Source organism: Amycolatopsis sp. EV170708-02-1 (assembly GCF_022479115.1).
Lineage (GTDB): Bacteria > Actinomycetota > Actinomycetes > Mycobacteriales > Pseudonocardiaceae > Amycolatopsis.
This window is the reverse complement of sequence record NZ_CP092497.1, coordinates 7,507,137-7,523,809: the sequence shown is the minus strand read 5'-3', so window position 1 is coordinate 7,523,809 and position 16,673 is coordinate 7,507,137. Positions and strand designations below refer to the sequence as shown.

The 16,673-nt window shown below is 70.3% G+C and carries 7 protein-coding genes; all 7 read left to right on the top strand.

Features of this window, described 5'->3' with window-relative positions; genetic code table 11:
- The 7 genes from vanA-Ao2 to MJQ72_RS34000 all read left to right on the top strand — a co-directional run bounded on the left by vanA-Ao2 (position 1) and on the right by MJQ72_RS34000 (position 16,535).
- Complete coding sequence (vanA-Ao2, locus tag MJQ72_RS34030) at positions 1-1,041, top strand: D-alanine--(R)-lactate ligase VanA-Ao2 (protein ID WP_396426896.1); 1,041 nt, start codon at positions 1-3, stop codon at positions 1,039-1,041.
- Positions 1,038-1,646, top strand: coding sequence for a D-Ala-D-Ala dipeptidase VanX (vanX, locus tag MJQ72_RS34025; protein ID WP_240595183.1), 609 nt, complete (start codon positions 1,038-1,040; stop codon positions 1,644-1,646). The genes vanA-Ao2 and vanX overlap by 4 nt, the downstream gene beginning before the upstream one ends.
- Before the next feature lie 1,445 nt (positions 1,647-3,091).
- The gene (locus MJQ72_RS34020) at positions 3,092-3,889 is read left to right on the top strand and encodes a helix-turn-helix domain-containing protein (RefSeq protein WP_240595182.1); all 798 of its coding nucleotides are present in this window, start codon (positions 3,092-3,094) and stop codon (positions 3,887-3,889) included.
- Between the two features lie 75 nt (positions 3,890-3,964).
- A complete protein-coding gene (locus MJQ72_RS34015; protein WP_240595181.1) occupies positions 3,965-5,032 on the top strand; it encodes a prephenate dehydrogenase in 1,068 nt (355 codons plus the stop codon).
- Between the two features lie 168 nt (positions 5,033-5,200).
- On the top strand, positions 5,201-7,108 hold the full coding sequence (locus MJQ72_RS34010) for an ABC transporter ATP-binding protein (RefSeq protein ID WP_240595180.1): 1,908 nt from the start codon (positions 5,201-5,203) through the stop codon (positions 7,106-7,108).
- Positions 7,105-13,371: a non-ribosomal peptide synthetase gene (locus MJQ72_RS34005; RefSeq protein WP_240595179.1), complete on the top strand. Its 6,267-nt coding sequence runs from the start codon at positions 7,105-7,107 to the stop codon at positions 13,369-13,371. The genes MJQ72_RS34010 and MJQ72_RS34005 overlap by 4 nt, the downstream gene beginning before the upstream one ends.
- The gene (locus tag MJQ72_RS34000) at positions 13,368-16,535 is read left to right on the top strand and encodes an amino acid adenylation domain-containing protein (protein WP_240595178.1); all 3,168 of its coding nucleotides are present in this window, start codon (positions 13,368-13,370) and stop codon (positions 16,533-16,535) included. The genes MJQ72_RS34005 and MJQ72_RS34000 overlap by 4 nt, the downstream gene beginning before the upstream one ends.
- The last annotated feature ends 138 nt before the right edge of the window (positions 16,536-16,673 follow it).

Genomic DNA, 16,673 nt, shown 5'->3' with positions numbered 1-16,673 from the left:
ATGGGTAGGCTGAAAATCGGAATTCTGTTCGGCGGGCTTTCCGAAGAACATCCTATCTCCATCAAATCTGCGCGCGAGGTCCAGAAGAACCTCGACCTCGAGAAGTACGAGCCGTACTACATCGGGATCACCCAGGCCGGGTCCTGGATGCTCTGCGACGGTCCCGCCGAGGATTGGGAGAACGGGAACGTCCGCCCGGCCGTCCTGTCGCCGGACCGCGGGGTGCACGGTCTGCTCGTCCTCGACGAGGGCAAGTACGAGACGATCGCCCTCGACGTGGTGCTGCCGGTGCTGCACGGCAAGTTCGGTGAAGACGGCGCGATGCAGGGCCTGCTGGAGATCTCCGGCGTCCCCTACGTCGGCTGCGACCTGCCGAGCTCGGTCATGTGCATCGACAAGTCGCTCACCTATTCCGTCGTCCGCGGCGCGGGGATCGCGACGCCGAACTTCCACATCGTCACCCCGGACAACGACGTCGACCCGGACGAGCTGAACTACCCGGTCTTCGTCAAGCCCGCCCGCTCCGGCTCGTCGTTCGGCGTCAGCAAGGTCTCCGCGAAGGAAGAGCTGCCCGCCGCGCTCGCGGAGGCGCGCCAGTACGACGCGAAGATCCTGATCGAAGAGGCCGTCATCGGCAGCGAGATCGGCTGCTCGATCCTCGGCAACGACGAGGACCTGTTCGCGGGCGAGGTCGACCGGGTCGCGCTGACCCACGGCTTCTTCAAGATCCACCAGGAGGAGAGCCCCGAGACCGGCTCCGAGAACTCGAGCTTCATCGTCCCCGCCGACATCCCGGACGCCTCGCGTGACCTCGTCCAGCAGACGGCCAAGGTCATCTACCGCGCACTGGGCTGCCGCGGGCTCGCCCGCGTGGACCTGTTCCTCAAGGAGGACGGCAGCGTCGTGCTCAACGAGGTCAACACCCTGCCCGGCCTGACCTCGTACAGCCGCTACCCGCGGATGATGAACGCCGCCGGCCTCTCGCTCGGCGACGTGATCGACCGGCTGGTGAACCTGACGCTGGCGGGCCGTGACGAATGAAGGATGATTTCGTCTTCGTAGACGAGGTCGTCCCCGGGATCCGCTGGGACGCCAAGTACGCCACGTGGGACAACTTCACCGGCAAGCCGGTGGACGGCTACCTGGTGAACCGCGTCGTCGGCACGCCTGCGTTCTGCGCGGCGCTGGAGAAGGCGCGGGACAAGGCCGCGGAGCTCGGTTTCGGTCTGCTCCTCTGGGACGGGTACCGCCCGCAGCGCGCCGTGGACCGCTTCATGCGCTGGGCGGAAGAGCCCGAAGACGGCCGGAAGAAGGCCAGGCACTACCCGAACATCGAGCGGCCTCAGATGTTCGAACAGGGCTATGTGGCCACCAAGTCCGGGCACAGCCGGGGCAGCACGGTGGACCTGACGCTCTTCCGCCTGGACACCGGCGAGCTCGCCGACATGGGCGGCGACCACGACCTGATGGACGTCGTCTCGCATCACGGAGCGGAGGGCGTGCCGGAAGAGGCCGCGAAGAACCGCGCGCACCTCTGCGCGATCATGGAGGGCTCGGGCTTCAGCTCGTACGAGTGCGAGTGGTGGCACTACAGCCTGAAGGACGAGCCTTACCCGGACACCTATTTCGATTTCCCCATCGAGTAGGAGAGCCGTCCGGGAAGCACGACGATGCCGCGGGTGCCGTGAAGGCGCCCGCGGCATTTTCATGCCCGTCGGCCGCCGTCCCACCCCGTGAACGACTGTCCAAGTGCGCTGCTGGACGCGGCGCCGCCTGCTTTGCCGGACACCGGCCGATAAACGTCGGATGACCGGGCGAACACAGGTGCTCTGGCGCGGAAAATGGGCCCTCCGTCGCCATTCCGGGAATTCCGGTGTCCCCGGGCGGGTTTCCCCTTTCTGGGCCGTGAATGGCCGTTCGGTGTACTTCGCGCGGCACGGACGAGCACGTCTTTCGTCATTTGGCTGAACGGCAGGGGTGCCGGGTTCACCTGGACGCTCGATGGTTCGCTCACGTGGGTGAGTCTTCGTCGCGCCCTTTCGCCCGGCGCGGACGCCGTTCCCTTGCCGTGCCGACGATGGCAGGCCGTACTTTGCTTCAGCGCCCGGCGACCCGGCGCCGGCGGAAACGTTCGGCCGTTCGTGTGAACAGATGCCGGGGAGTGGGACAAAACCCTGTCCTGCCGAGATCATCTCGGGAGGAGAATAGGGTCGTATGAATGGCCTAGCAAGAGATGCGAACAGCCTAACGGCGTCCGCCGGGACAAACGCGCGTACGGTCGCGATACTTATGTTCGACATCCGTGTCAATGCCGGATGCGGGGATTCGGATATTGATCTTGGGAACCGTCTTGTCTACGGAAATCACACTGTTTGTCAATTGCCGACATGGATTATTCATGCCATGCTGCGATGGTGCGGACCCACTGGGGTTGACATGGTTCGCGCCTACTGGGGACTGATGGGGGGTGCGACGGTGACTCGCGACCAAGAGGCATTCATAGCTTCCATCCGGTGACCAGCCGAGCCGGTATGGAGAACAAGGAACGAACACGTCCGGCCTCGCTCCACGGCGAGTATCGGCTTGGTCGGGCTGCGCTCATGCCCGTCTTGCCGGGCCGGGTCGTCGAGTGAACGTCTCGCCTGATCGTCGTCGGGGCGATGGGAGGCTGCCCTTTCAGCTTCGGTAGTTCGTCGGAAAACGCGCCACCGGTCATCTGGGAGACCGTGGGGACGGACCGCGAGGACGCGGATCTGTCCGGTGGTGCTCGAGGGATCCTCACCGTCGAGGACACCCCGCCCTGCTGCCGAAGACGGCGTCGGACGGGTTCATGGTGTCCAACCACCGAAGCCGAGCAGTTGGACGGTGGGTTCCTTGCCATATCGCAAACGTCGAGCAAACAAAAGATTCAATGGGGGCCAGGTTGGATCCGACGAGAGTTGACCTCTCCGCTCTCCCTGTCGTCGATATCGAGTTGTCCCGGCTGTCCACCGCATGTTCGCCACGAACCTCTGGCGAGGATCCGGAACACGTCGAGACACTGCTGTCCGCGGAGTGGGAGCTTCCGCCAATTCTCGTTCACCGTCCGACGATGCAGGTGGTCGATGGCCTGCACCGGCTGACGGCGGCACGAGTCAGAGGCGATACGAAAATCCGGGCGAGATTCATCGACGGCGCCGAATCCGACGCCTTCGTCCTCGCCGTGGAAGCGAATATCCGGCACGGTCTGCCGCTTTCCCTCGCGGATCGCAAACGGGCGGCCGTCCAGATCATCGGGACACATCCGCAGTGGTCCGACCGGCGGGTGGCGTCGGCGACCGGTATCTCCGCGGGAACCGTGGCCGATCTGCGGCGACGCGGCGGCGAAAGCGGAGGCGAGGCGAGGATCGGGCGTGACGGGCGGATCCGTCCCGTCGACGGTTCGGAGCGGCGGAAACTCGCCGCCGAGCTCATTCGCAACGATCCGGGGCTTTCGCTTCGGCAGGTCGCCAAGAAGGTCGGTATCTCCCCGGAGACCGTCCGGGACGTGCGGGCCCGGCTGGAGCGCGGTGAGAGCCCGACCCCGGACGGGAGCAGGAAGCTGCGGGCCAAGCCGCATCCTTTGCGGTGGCCGGAACCCGAGTTCGACAGCACCGTGGACCGGGAACGGCTCGCCGTGCTGGAGCGCCTCAAGGCCGATCCCGCGCTGCGGCTGAGCGAGGTGGGCAGGCTCCTGCTGAGGATGCTGTCCATGCACTCGATCGACGGCCAGGAATGGGAAAGGATCCTGCACGGCGTCCCGCCCCATCTGTACGGCGTGATAGCCGGCTTCGCGAAAGACCACGCCCGGGTCTGGTCGGAGTTCGCGGGCCGGTTGGAGAACCAGGCGACCGACCTCGCCGCGAGATGAGGCCGTGAAGGTCTCCTCGAGGATTCCGAGTCCATCGAGGAGGCCTTCACGGTGCGCCGCTGCAAAGGAGGCAGGGTGACCGTTCGGAACGCACTTGTCGTCGGTACGGGACTGATCGGCACCTCGGTCGCGCTGGCCCTTCGTGAGAAGGGCACGGCGATCCACCTGTCCGACGTCGACGCGGATGCTCTCCGGCTGGCGGAGGAACTCGGCGCCGGCCGGGAATGGACCGGCGGGAAAGTGGATCTGGCGGTGCTCGCCGTGCCGCCGCACCTCGTGGGTGATCGGCTGGCCTGGCTCCAGAAGGAAGGCGCCGCGAGGGCTTACACCGACGTGGCCAGTGTCAAGGCCGGGCCGATCGCCGACGCGGACCGGCTCGGCTGTGATCCGGCCTCTTACGTACCAGGGCATCCGCTCGCCGGCCGCGAACGGTCCGGGCCGGCGGCGGCTCGTGCCGATCTGTTCCTCGGCCGCCCGTGGGCGCTTTGCCCTCGTGCGGAAACGGACGCGGGCGCACTGGGGCTGGTCCGTGAGCTGGTGTCGCTGTGCGGAGCGGAGGTCGTCACCGTGCCCGCGGGCGACCACGACGCGGCGGTGGCGCTGGTGTCGCACGCTCCGCACGTGGCGGCGTCGGCGGTCGCGGCGGCACTGGCGGGTGGCGACGACGTCGCGCTGAGCCTCGCCGGACAGGGCCTGCGCGACGTCACCCGGATCGCCGCCGGGGACCCCGGGCTGTGGCGGCGGATCCTTTCCGGGAACGCGGTTCCGGTGGCCTCGGTACTCGAACGGATCGCGGCGGATCTCGCCGCGACGGCCTCCGCGCTGCGGTCCGGAGACCTCGACGGCGTCACCGATCTCCTGCGCCGCGGGGTGGAAGGGCACGCCCGGATCCCCGGGAAACACGGCTCGCCGGTCCGCGATTTCGCGGTGGTCCAGGTGGTGCTGCGGGACAGGCCGGGCGAACTGGCCCGGTTGTTCAACGCGGCTGAGCTGGCGGAGGTCAACATCGAGGACGTCCGGCTGGAGCATTCGACGGGGCTGCCGGTCGGGGTCGCCGAGGTCTCCGTCCGCCCGGACGACACCGGCAGGCTCGCCGAAGCGCTCCGATTCCACGGCTGGCACGTTCCCCGCGTGTCCCGCTGACCCCCGGCGACGGTATGACCGTCGCTTGTGGACAGTGCGAAGCGGGGTCCGCCGCCAAGTGTTCGCTTCGCCCCACTCGTGGACATCGACACGATTCAGCACGATTGAGATCGCCGACCTGTTGTGTGAGAGGGGTGCCCGAATGGACGCAGTGCTGAACTACGGGGGGTGCGGAAGAGCGATGACGATCCCGATCCCTGGGAGACCAAGGTCAATCCCGGGACGGTGCGCCGGGTGCTCTCCTACTTCCGTCCGCATATCGGCATGGTGGCGTTTTTCGTCCTCGTCGCGGCACTGGAGTCGCTCGTCGTCGTCGCGACCCCCTTGCTGCTGAGGGAACTCGTCGACGACGGCATCGTCGGGAACGACCCGGGGACGGTGATCCTGATGTCCTGCCTGGCCGCCGGGCTCGCGGTGGCGGGCGCGGCCCTGGCGCTGGTGTCGGCCTGGATCTCCGGCCGGATCGGGGAGGGGGTCAGCTACGACCTCCGGGTGCAGGCGCTCGACCACGTCCGGCGGCTGCCGATCGCGTTCTTCACCCGGACGCAGACCGGGGTGCTGGTCGGCCGGTTGCACACCGACCTGATCATGGCGCAGCAGCATTTCGGCGGCCTGCTGATCGCGGCGACCAGCGCGCTCACGGTCTTCGTCGTGCTGGCCGAGCTGGTCTACCTGTCGTGGCTCGTCGCCGTCGTCGTGCTGGTGCTGGTGCCGCTCTTCCTCTTTCCCTGGATCCGCGTGGGACGCGCGATCCAGCGGCGTGCCGGACGGCTGATGGAGGCCAACGACGGCCTCGGCGGGCTGCTCCACGAGCGGTTCAACGTCCAGGGTGCGATGCTCTCCAAGCTTTTCGGCCGTCCGGACGACGAGATGGCCGAGTACCGGGAGCGAGCCGGGCGGATCCGCCGGATCGGCGTGAGCCTTTCGGTCTACGGCCGGATGGCGTTCGTGATGATGGCGCTGGTGGCCTCGCTCGCCACGGCGCTCGTCTACGGGATCGGTGGCGAGCTCGTGCTCGCCGGGGCGTTCCAGCTCGGGACGCTGGTCGCCATCGCGACCCTGCTCTCACGGCTGTTCGGGCCGATCACCCAGCTGTCGGGGATGCAGGAGACCGCGCAGACCGTCGTGGTGAGCTTCTCCCGGATCTTCGAGCTGCTCGATCTGAAGCCGCTGATCGAGGAACGTGACGACGCGGTCGCGCTCGAGAAGGGCGTGGCGCCGGACATCGAGTTCCGGAACGTGGCGTTCCGGTACCCCACCGCGGACGAGGTTTCGCTGGCCTCGCTGGAACATCTGCGCGCCGACCGGGAACGCGGGGAGGTGCCGCCGGACGTCCTGCGCGACGTGAGCTTCCACGTGCCCGCCGGAACCCTCACCGCGCTCGTCGGTCCGTCCGGCGCGGGGAAGAGCACCATCACGCACCTGGTGTCCCGGTTGTACGACCCGACCGCCGGGAGTATCCACGCCGGTGGGCAGGACCTGCGGGACCTCACCTTCGATTCGCTGCGCGAAACGGTCGGCGTGGTCAGCCAGGACTCGTACCTCTTCCACGACACGATCCGGGAGAACCTGCTCTACGCCCGCCCGACGGCCACCGAGGAGGAGCTCGTCGAGGCCTGCAAGGGAGCCCAGATCTGGGATCTCATCGCATCGCTTCCCCAGGGGTTGGACACCGTCTCGGGTGATCGCGGCTACCGCATGTCCGGTGGGGAGAAGCAACGACTGGCCATCGCCCGGTTGCTGCTGAAGGCGCCGACGGTCGTCGTGCTCGACGAAGCCACCGCGCATCTGGACTCCGAGTCGGAGGCGGCCGTGCAGGCGGCGCTCAAGACCGCCCTGCGCAGCCGGACCTCGTTGGTGATCGCCCACCGGTTGTCCACGATCCGCGACGCGGACCAGATCCTCGTGATCGACGGCGGCGGGGTCGCCGAACGCGGGACGCACGAGGAATTGCTGGCCGAGGGCGGCCTTTACGCGGACCTCTATCACACACAGTTCGCCAAACCGGAAAGCAACGGTGCCCGGCGCAACGGCAACGGGACGGCGCACCAGGTGGTTCTTGAAGGAGAACGATGACTCCCGCAGCGCAGACCGCCCCGACGGTGCCGGATCTGTTCGCCCGCAGGGTGGACCGGGCACCGGACGCGGTGGCCGTGGTCGACGGTGATCGGGTGCTGACCTATCGGCGGCTCGACGAACTCTCGGACCGGCTGGCCGGGCGGCTGACCGCCCGCGGCGCCCGCCGCGGCGGACGGGTCGCGGTCATGCTGGACCGTTCGGCGGATCTGCTGGTGGCGCTGCTCGCCGTCTGGAAGACGGGGGCGGCGTACGTCCCGGTCGACGCCGCCTATCCCGCGCCGCGGGTGGCGTTCATGGTGGCGGATTCGGGTGTGTCGTTGATGGTGTGCTCGGCCGCGACACGCGGCGGCGTGCCGGCGGGGATCGAGCCGATCGAGGCGGACGCCGTCGCGGACGGCGGCGCGAGCGAGGCCCCGGCGGTCCCGGTGGGGCCGAAGGACGCGGCCTACGTCATGTACACGTCCGGTTCGACGGGCACACCGAAGGGCGTGACCATCCCGCACGGCGGCGTCGCGGAGCTGGTCGGCGATCCCGGCTGGGCGGTGACGCCCGGGGACGCGATCCTCATGCACGCGCCGCATTCCTTCGACGCGTCCCTGTACGAGATCTGGGTGCCGCTGGTGTCCGGTGCCCGGGTGGTGATCGCCGAGCCGGGGGTGGTGGACGCCCGGCGCCTGCGGGAGGCGGTCGCCGCCGGGGTCACGCGGGCCCACTTGACCGCGGGCAGTTTCCGCGCGGTGGCGGAGGAGGCGCCGGAGTCGTTCGCGGGCCTCGCCGAGGTGCTGACCGGTGGCGACCTGGTACCCGTGCACGCGGTGGAGCGGGTGCGGGCGGTGAGCCCGCGGACCCGGATCCGGCATCTGTACGGACCGACGGAGACGACGCTCTGCGCGACCTGGCATCTGCTCGCGCCGGGTGATCCGCTGGGCGCGGTCCTGCCGATCGGCCGTGGCCTCACCGGCCGCCGGGTCCACGTGCTCGACGCGGCGTTGCGTCCCGTGGCGCCGGGGGTGATCGGCGACCTGTACCTCGCCGGTTCCGGGCTGGCCGACGGTTACCTGGACCGGGCCGGTCCGACGGCGGAGCGGTTCGTGGCGGATCCGGCCGGGTCCGGGCGGCGGATGTACCGGACCGGGGACCTCGCCCAGTGGACCGCCGACGGCGAACTGCTGTTCGCGGGGCGGGCGGACGACCAGGTCAAGATCCGCGGATTCCGCGTCGAGCCCGGTGAGATCGAGGCGGCGTTGACCGCTCAGCCGGACGTCCACGAGGCCGTCGTGGTCGCGATCGACGGGCAGCTGATCGGCTATGTGGTGGCGGACGCGGACCCCGCTCTCGTTCGCGAGCGGCTCGGGGCGGTGCTGCCGGAGTACCTGGTCCCGGCCGCCGTACTGGCCCTCGACGCGCTGCCGCTGACCGGCAACGGCAAGGTCGACCGCGCGGCGCTGCCGTCGCCCGATTTCACGGCCGGATCCGCCACCAGGGAACCGGCCACCGAGGCGGAGGAAGTCCTTTGTGGACTCTTCGCGGACGTGCTCGGCCTCGACCGGGCGGGTGTCGACGACGGTTTCCTCGAACTGGGCGGCGATTCGATCGTCGCGATGCGCCTCGCGGCGCGGGCGGCCAAGGCCGGGCTGTCGTTGACGCTCGCGGAGATCTTCGAGCACGAGACCCCGGCACGGCTGGCGGCCGCCGCGGCCCGTGCCGTACCGGTCGAGCGGCCCGCCGCCCGCCCGCTGATCGTGCTCGGCGCGGAGGACGAGGCGGAGCTGGCGCTCGTCGCGCCGGAAGCCGAGGAGATCTGGCCGCTGGCGCCACTGCAGGCGGGGCTGCTCTTCCAGTCGACCCTCGACGACCAGGGACCCGGCAGCGGGCAGGGGCCCGACATCTATCAGGGCCAGTGGATCCTGGAGCTGAACGGGCAGTGGGACGTGGCCCGGTTGCGGGCCGCGTGGGAAGCGGTGTTCGCGCGGCAGCCCGCGCTTCGGCTGAGCTTCCACCGGCTCGCGTCGGGAAAGACCGTGCAGGCCGTCGCCAAGCACGTCACCCTGCCGTGGCGGGAAGTCGATCTGACCGGGGCGAGCGATGCCGACGCGGCCGTCGAAGCCTTGGCGCGGCAGGAACACGAGAAGCGGTTCGATCTCGCCAAGGCGCCGTTGTTCCGGCTGGTGCTGGCCCGGCTGGCCGAGGACCGGTACCGGCTGGTGGTGGTCAGCCATCACATCCTGACCGACGGCTGGTCGGTGGCGGTCGTGCTCAACGAGGTGTCCGAGGCCTACACGGCGGGCGGACGGCTCCCGGAGCGGGCGGATGTCGCCTCCTACCGGGACTACCTGAGCTGGCTCGACCGGCAGGACAAGGACGCGGCCCGGGCGGCGTGGCGAGCCGAACTGGACGGCATCGACGGGCCCGCGCTGGTCGCCAAGACGGACTCCGGCACGGAATACGACTACCGCGTCATCCACCTCCCGCCGGAACTCCACACCATGCTGATCGAGTTCTCCCGTGACCATGGGCTGACGCTGAACACCGTGGTGCAGGGCGCCTGGGCGATGGTGCTGGCCCGGCTGGTGCGGCGGACCGACGTGGTGTTCGGCACGACGGTCGCCACCCGGCCGGCGGAACTGCCCGGGGTGGAGTCGATGCCGGGGCTCATGATGAACACGGTGCCGATCCGGGTACCGCTGGACGGTGGGCGGACGGTCGTCGAAATGCTCACCGCCCTGCAGGACCGGCAGGTGGCCTTGATGCCGCATCAGCATCTGGGGCTGCCGGAGATCCAGAAGGCGGCCGGCCCCGGCGCGTCCTTCGACACCCTGCTGGTGTTCGAGAACTACCCGAGGGATTTCTCCGACCAGTTCACGTATCTGGGCACGATCGAAGGGACCCACTACCCGCTGACCATCGGGGTCATCCCCGGTGAGGGCTTCAAGATCCAGCTCGCCTACTGGCCGGAACAGGTCGATCGGGCCATCGCCGAGTCGGTGCTGGACTGGTTCGCCGGCGCGCTGCGGGCGATGGTCGACGAGCCGTCCGAGCTGCTCGGCCGGGCGGACGTCCTCGGGAACCCGGTGCTTCGCTGGGAACCCGCGGTGACCGGCGGCGAGCCGCTGCCCGAGCTGATCGGCCGGATGGCGGAGGAACGCCCGGACGCGGTGGCCGTCGCCGACGGTGCAGGCGAGCTGTCCTACGCGGAACTGTGGGATCGGGCGTCGAGGTTCGCCGCGGTCCTGCGTGCCCGCGGGGTCGGGCGGGAGCAGCGCGTCGGGCTGGTCGTCGGCCGGTCCTCGTGGTGGCTGGTCGGGATGCTGGGGGTGTCGCTGGCAGGCGGGGTGTTCGTCCCGGTGGACCCGGCCTACCCGGCCGATCGCGTCCGGTTCATCTTCGGGAGCGCGGATCCGATGCTGGTGGTGTGCCAGGGGAAGACGCGCGAAGCGGTGCCACCCGAGTTCGCCGACCGGCTGGTCGTGCTCGACGAGACCGAGCTGGCCGCGGCCCCGGACGAGGCCCTGCCGCGCCTGGATCCGCGTGACGCGGCGTACGTGATCTACACGTCGGGGTCGACGGGCACGCCGAAGGGGGTCGTCGTCACCTATTCGGGCCTGGGCAATCTGGCGATGGCGCATATCGAACGGCTCGCCGTGTCGCCGTCGTCCCGGGTCCTGCAGTTCGCGGCGCTCGGCTTCGACACCATCGTGTCCGAGGTGATGATGGCCCTCCTGTCGGGGGCGACGCTGGTGATGCCCCCGGACGAGGATCTGCCGCCGCACGCTTCGCTGATCGACGCGCTCGAACGCTGGGACATCACGCACGTGAAGGCGCCGCCGTCCGTTCTGTCCACTGTGGACGTCCTGCCGGACCGGCTGGAGACCGTGACCGCGGCGGGCGAACTGTGCCCGCCGGGCCTGGTGGACCGCCTGTCGCCCGGACGGCGGATGATCAACGCCTACGGGCCGACCGAGACCACGATCTGCGCGACGGTGAGCATGCCCCTGTCGCCGGAAGGGGACGTGATCCCGTTCGGGAAGCCGATCGCCGGGGTGCGCGGCTACCTGCTCGACTCCTTCCTGCGTCCGTTGCCGCACGGCGTCACGGGCGAGCTGTACCTGGCGGGAGTCGGGGTGGCCCGCGGCTATCTGGGGCGCCCGGCGCTGACTTCGGAGCGGTTCGTCGCCGATCCCTTCGTCCCCGGCGAGCGGATGTACCGAACCGGTGACCTGGCGTACTGGACCGAGGACGGCGAACTGGTGTCCGCCGGCCGGGCCGACGACCAGGTCAAGATCCGCGGTTTCCGGGTCGAACCCCGGGAGATCGAGTTCGCCTTGTCGGGCCGTCCGGAGGTCGCCCAGGCCACGGTGACCGTCCGCGACGGCCGCCTGGTGGCGTATGTGGCACCGGGCGACCTCGATCCGGAGGCGCTGCGGAAGGAACTCGCGGCCCGGATGCCGGCGTACATGGTGCCTGCGGCGGTGGTGGCGCTGGACGCCCTGCCTCTGACGCCGCACGGGAAGATCGACCGGAGGGCCTTGCCGGAACCGGATTTCTCGTCGAAGACCGCCGGGCGGGAGCCCGTGAACGAGGTCGAGCGGATCCTGTGCGAGGTGTTCGCCGAGGTGCTCGGGCTGGCCAGGGTCGGGGTCGAGGACGGTTTCTTCGAACTGGGCGGGGATTCGATCTCGTCGATGCAGGTCGCTTCCCGCGCGCGGCGTGACGGCCTTTCGCTGACGCCGCGGCAGATCTTCGATCACCGGACGCCCGAGCGGCTCGCGCGGCTGGTGGCGGAAACCGCCGTGCCACGACCGGATCCGGCCGCGCTCGCGGACGGTGTCGGCGAAGTCGCGCTGACCCCGGTGATGCGGATGTTCGGCGAAGGCGTCGCGGGGGCGGGGTTCGCGCAGTGGGTCGTCACGGGCGCGCCCGCGGACCTGACGGAGGAGACACTGGCCGCCGGATTCGCGGCCGTGCTGGACACGCACGACATGTTGCGCGCGCGGGTCGACGGCGGTGGCACGCGGCTGGTGGTCGGCGAGCGCGGGTCGGTGACCGCGGCGGGAATGATCACCCGGGTGCGGGCGGGGGCCGGGTCCTTGGCCGAAGCCGCCGAGTCCGCGGCGCGGGAAGCCGTCGGACGGCTGGACCCGGCCGCGGGTGTGATGGTCCAGGCGGTGTGGCTGGACGCCGGGCCGGATCGCGTGGGCAGGCTGGTCGTGGCGGCGCATCACCTCGTCGTCGACGGGGTCTCCTGGCGCGTTTTGACGGCAGATCTGCGAGCGGCCTGCGAGGCGGTGGCCGCGGGGCGGCGACCCTCGCTGGAACCGGTGGGCGTGTCGTTCCGCCGGTGGGCGGCGCTGCTGGAGGAATGGGCCGTTTCCGCCGAACGGGTCGCGGAACTGCCCGCCTGGCAGGCGATTCTCGGCCAGGCGGCGGCGCAGGAACCCGTCCCGTCCGGGGCGGTGCGTTCGCGGTCGTGGACGGTGCCGCCCGCCGAGACGTCGGTGCTGGTGAGCCGGGCACCGGCGGTGTTCCACTGCGGCGTGCACGAGGTGCTCCTGGCCGGGCTGGCGGGCGCGGTCGCCCGCTGGCAGGGCGGCGACACGGTGCTGGTGGACGTGGAAAGCCATGGCCGCCATCCCGTCGAGGGGATGGATCTGTCCCGGACGGTGGGCTGGTTCACCAGTACCCATCCGGTCCGGCTGGACGTGGCCGGGGTCGATCTGGACGACGTGCTCGCCGGCGGTGCGGCGGCGGGTTCGTTGCTGAAAGCGGTCAAGGAACAGTCGCGCGCGGTACCCGGCGACGGGCTCGGCCACGGATTGCTGCGCTACCTCAACGGCGAGACCGGACCGGTGCTCGCGGCGCTGCCGTCGGCCAGGATCGGGTTCAACTACCTCGGCCGGTTCGTCGCCGGTGACGCGAACGAAGTCCAGGCGTGGCAACTGGCAGGGGAGATCGGCGGCTCGATGGATCCGGGCACGCGGCTGCCGCACGGTCTCGACGTCAACGCGATAGTCCAGGATCTGCCTGCCGGGCCGGAACTGACGCTCATGGTGGAGTGGCCGGGCGAGGCGTTCGACGACGCCGGGATCGAACGACTGGTCCGCGCGCTGCTGGACACGCTGTCCGGGTTGGCGCGACAGGCGGAAGATCCTGCCGCCGGTGGGCACACCGCCTCCGATTTCGGCCTGCTCCAGCTCGACCAGGACGAGATCGAGGGCTTCGAAGCGATCGCGGCGGAACTCAGCGAGGGGCGGGCATCGTGAGCACGTCGGCAACGCCTTCCGGATCGCCGCTGGCGGAGATCTGGCCACTGTCCCCGATGCAGGAGGGGATGCTCTATCACGCCTCCCTGCTGGCCGAGGACGCTCCCGACATCCAGATGACCCAGCAGACGCAGTTTCTCGACGGACCGCTGGACGTCCGGCGCTTCCGGGAATCGTGGGAGGCCGTTCTCGACCGGCATGCGGCGCTTCGCGCCGGTTTCCACCGGCGGAAGTCCGGCGAGCCCGTCCAGCTCATCTTCCGGGCCGCGACGCCGCCGTGGGCGGAACACGACCTGTCGCGGCTGGCCGAAGCGGACGCGCTGGCCGAGGTGAGCGCGATCGCGGCGCGGGAACGCGCCAGGAAATTCGACCTGGCGAAACCGCCTCTGCTGCGGCTGACGCTGATCCGGCTCGGCCCGGAGCGGCACTGCCTGGTGACGACGAGCCATCACCTGGTGATGGACGGGTGGTCGCGGGCGATCATCGAGGCGGACCTTCTCGACATCTACGCGGCCGGCCGCGGCGGCGCCAGGCTGCGGCCCGCGGGCTCCTACGGGACCTATCTCGCCTGGCTCGCCGATCAGGACAAGCAGGCGGCACGGGCGGCGTGGCGCGCGGAACTGGCCGGTGCCGAGGGATCGGCGCTCGGGCTCCCCGAACGGCAGGGGGCGGACCCCGGCCCGCCCGCCCGCGAACTGATCCGCCACTCACCGGGCTTCACCGCCGCGCTGGCCGAGTTCGCCCGCGGTCACGGGCTGACCCTGAACACGCTCGTGCAAGGCGCGTGGGCGGTGCTGCTCGCCCGGCTGGCGCGTCGTCGCGACGTGGTGTTCGGCGCGGTGGTCTCGGGCCGTCCGGCGGAGCTGCCCGGCGTGGAACAGACCGTGGGACTGTTCATCGGCACGGTGCCGGTGCGCGTGCGGCTGGACGGCGACCGGCCGATCATCGGCCTGCTGAAGGATTTGCAGGACCGGCAGTCCGCGCTGGTACCGCATCACCATCTCGGCCTGCCGGAGATCCAGAAGCTCGGCGGAGCCGGATTCGACACGGTCGTGGGCTTCGAGAACTACGCCGATCCCGCGGCGGGTTCGGTCTCCCCGAGCGGGCTCAGCCTGACCTTGCGGGAATACCACCAGGCGGCGCCGTACGCGATGACCCTGGTGGTCATGCCCGGCGAAAGCCTCACGACCGATCTGCAGTACCAGCCGGAGCTGGTCGCCGCGTCACTGGCGGAAGAGGCACACCGCGGCCTCGTCCGGGTGCTGGAGCGCGTGATCGCGGATCCGGCGGCGCCGGTCGGCCGCCTCGACGTGGTGGGTGACGCCGAACGGGAACTGGTCGTCGAACGGTGGAACGACACCGGTGACGGGGTGCCGTCGGCCTCGGTGCCGGAGATGTTCGGAGCGTGGGTGCGCGAGGCGCCCGGTGCGACGGCGGTGATCGACGGGGACCGGGTCTGGACCTTCGCGGAGCTCGACGAATGGGCGGGCCGGGTGGCGGGCGCGCTGACGGAGCGCGGGGTGCGCCGGGGCGACCGGGTCGGGGTCGTGCTGGAGCGGTCCGCGGAACTGGTCGCCGCCTGGCTCGGGGTGTGGAAGGCGGGAGCCGCGTTCGTGCCGGTCTCGCCGGACTACCCGCCGGACCGGGTGGCGTTCATGCTGGCCGACTCCGCGGTCGCGGCGGTGGCGTGCGGGGCGGGGACCGCGGATCTGGTGCCCGCGGGATATCCGCGGCTGGTCGTCGACGAAACCGTCGAGGGCGAGGTCCCGCCGTTCTCCGCCGGAGCGAACGACCCGGCCTACGTGATCTACACGTCCGGATCGACCGGGACGCCGAAGGGAGTGGTGGTCCAGCACCGGGCCGCGGCGATCCTGGTCGGGGATCCGGGATGGGACGTCGGGCCCGGCGACACGGTCCTGATGCACGCTCCGCACACGTTCGACGCGTCGGTGTTCGACCTGTGGGTGTCGCTCGGCTCCGGGGCGGGCGTGCTGCTCGCCGAACCGGGCATGGTCGACGCCGCGCGGCTCGCCGCCTCGGTGGCGAAGGGCGTCACCGCGGTCGTCATGATGGCGGGGCAGTTCCGGGCGCTGGCACAGGAATCGCCGGAGGTCTTCTCGGGACTGCGCGAACTGCTGCTGAGCGGCGACGTGGTGCCGCCCGAGATGGTGGACCGGGTCCGGCGGGCCTGTCCGCGGTTGCGGGTCTGGCACGCCTACGGCCCCACCGAAGCCGCGGTGTGCGTGTCGTCGAAGGCGATCGAGCCGGGCGATGGGCTCGCGCCGGCGTTGCCGATCGGCGGGCCGCTGCCGGGCAGGCGGCTGTACGTGCTGGACGTCTTCCTGCGCCCGGTGCCGCCGGGTGTCGCGGGCGATCTGTACATCGGCGGAGACGCGGTGGCACAGGGCTATCTCGGCCGCACGGCGTTGACGTCGGAGCGATTCGTCGCCGATCCGTTCGACGGCGGCAGGCGGATGTACCGGACCGGGGACGTGGCGTACTGGACGGACGAGGGTGAACTGGTGTTCGCCGGACGGGCCGACGACCAGGTCAAGATCCGCGGCTTCCGGGTGGAACCGGGCGAGGTCGAGGCGGCGCTGGCGGCGCAGGCGGGTGTCGACCAGGCGGTGGTGGTGGCCAGGGACGGCCGGTTGATCGGCTACGTCGTGTCCGCCGGGACGGTGGATCCGGGATCGCTGCGCGAGCGGGTCGCCGCGATCCTGCCGGACCATCTGGTGCCGGCGGCGGTCGTGGTGCTCGACGCCTTGCCGGTGACGGCGAACGGGAAGGTCGACCGGGCGGTGTTGCCGGATCCCGATTTCCGCGGGCTCTCGGCCGGCCGGGAGCCGTCGACGGAACGGGAACGGGCCTTGTGCGCGCTCTTCGCCGAAGTGCTCGGGTTGGAGCGGATCGGCGCGGACGACAGCTTTTTCGAATTGGGCGGGGATTCGCTCCTGTCGATGCAATTGGCGGCCCGCGCGCATCGCGACGGAATGGCCTTCGGCGCGCGAGAGGTGTTCGAGTACCGGACGCCTTCGGGAATCGCGGCGTATATCGGACGCGGAACGGCGGCCGCCGAGGTGGAAGCGGCGGCCGACGTCGCCCTGCTCGACATCGGACGCGACGAGATGGACGAATTCGAAGCCGAGTTCGACGCCGGGTGACGGTGGTGCGCCGCGCGGCCCGGCCGAAGGGGGCTTTCGCCGCGTCTGATGCGGCGATGGGTCCCTTCGCGTCTTGGCTGTGGCGCGGTGCCGTGTCTCAGCCGCCTACGTGTCGCGAAAGCCACTTTCGGGACATCG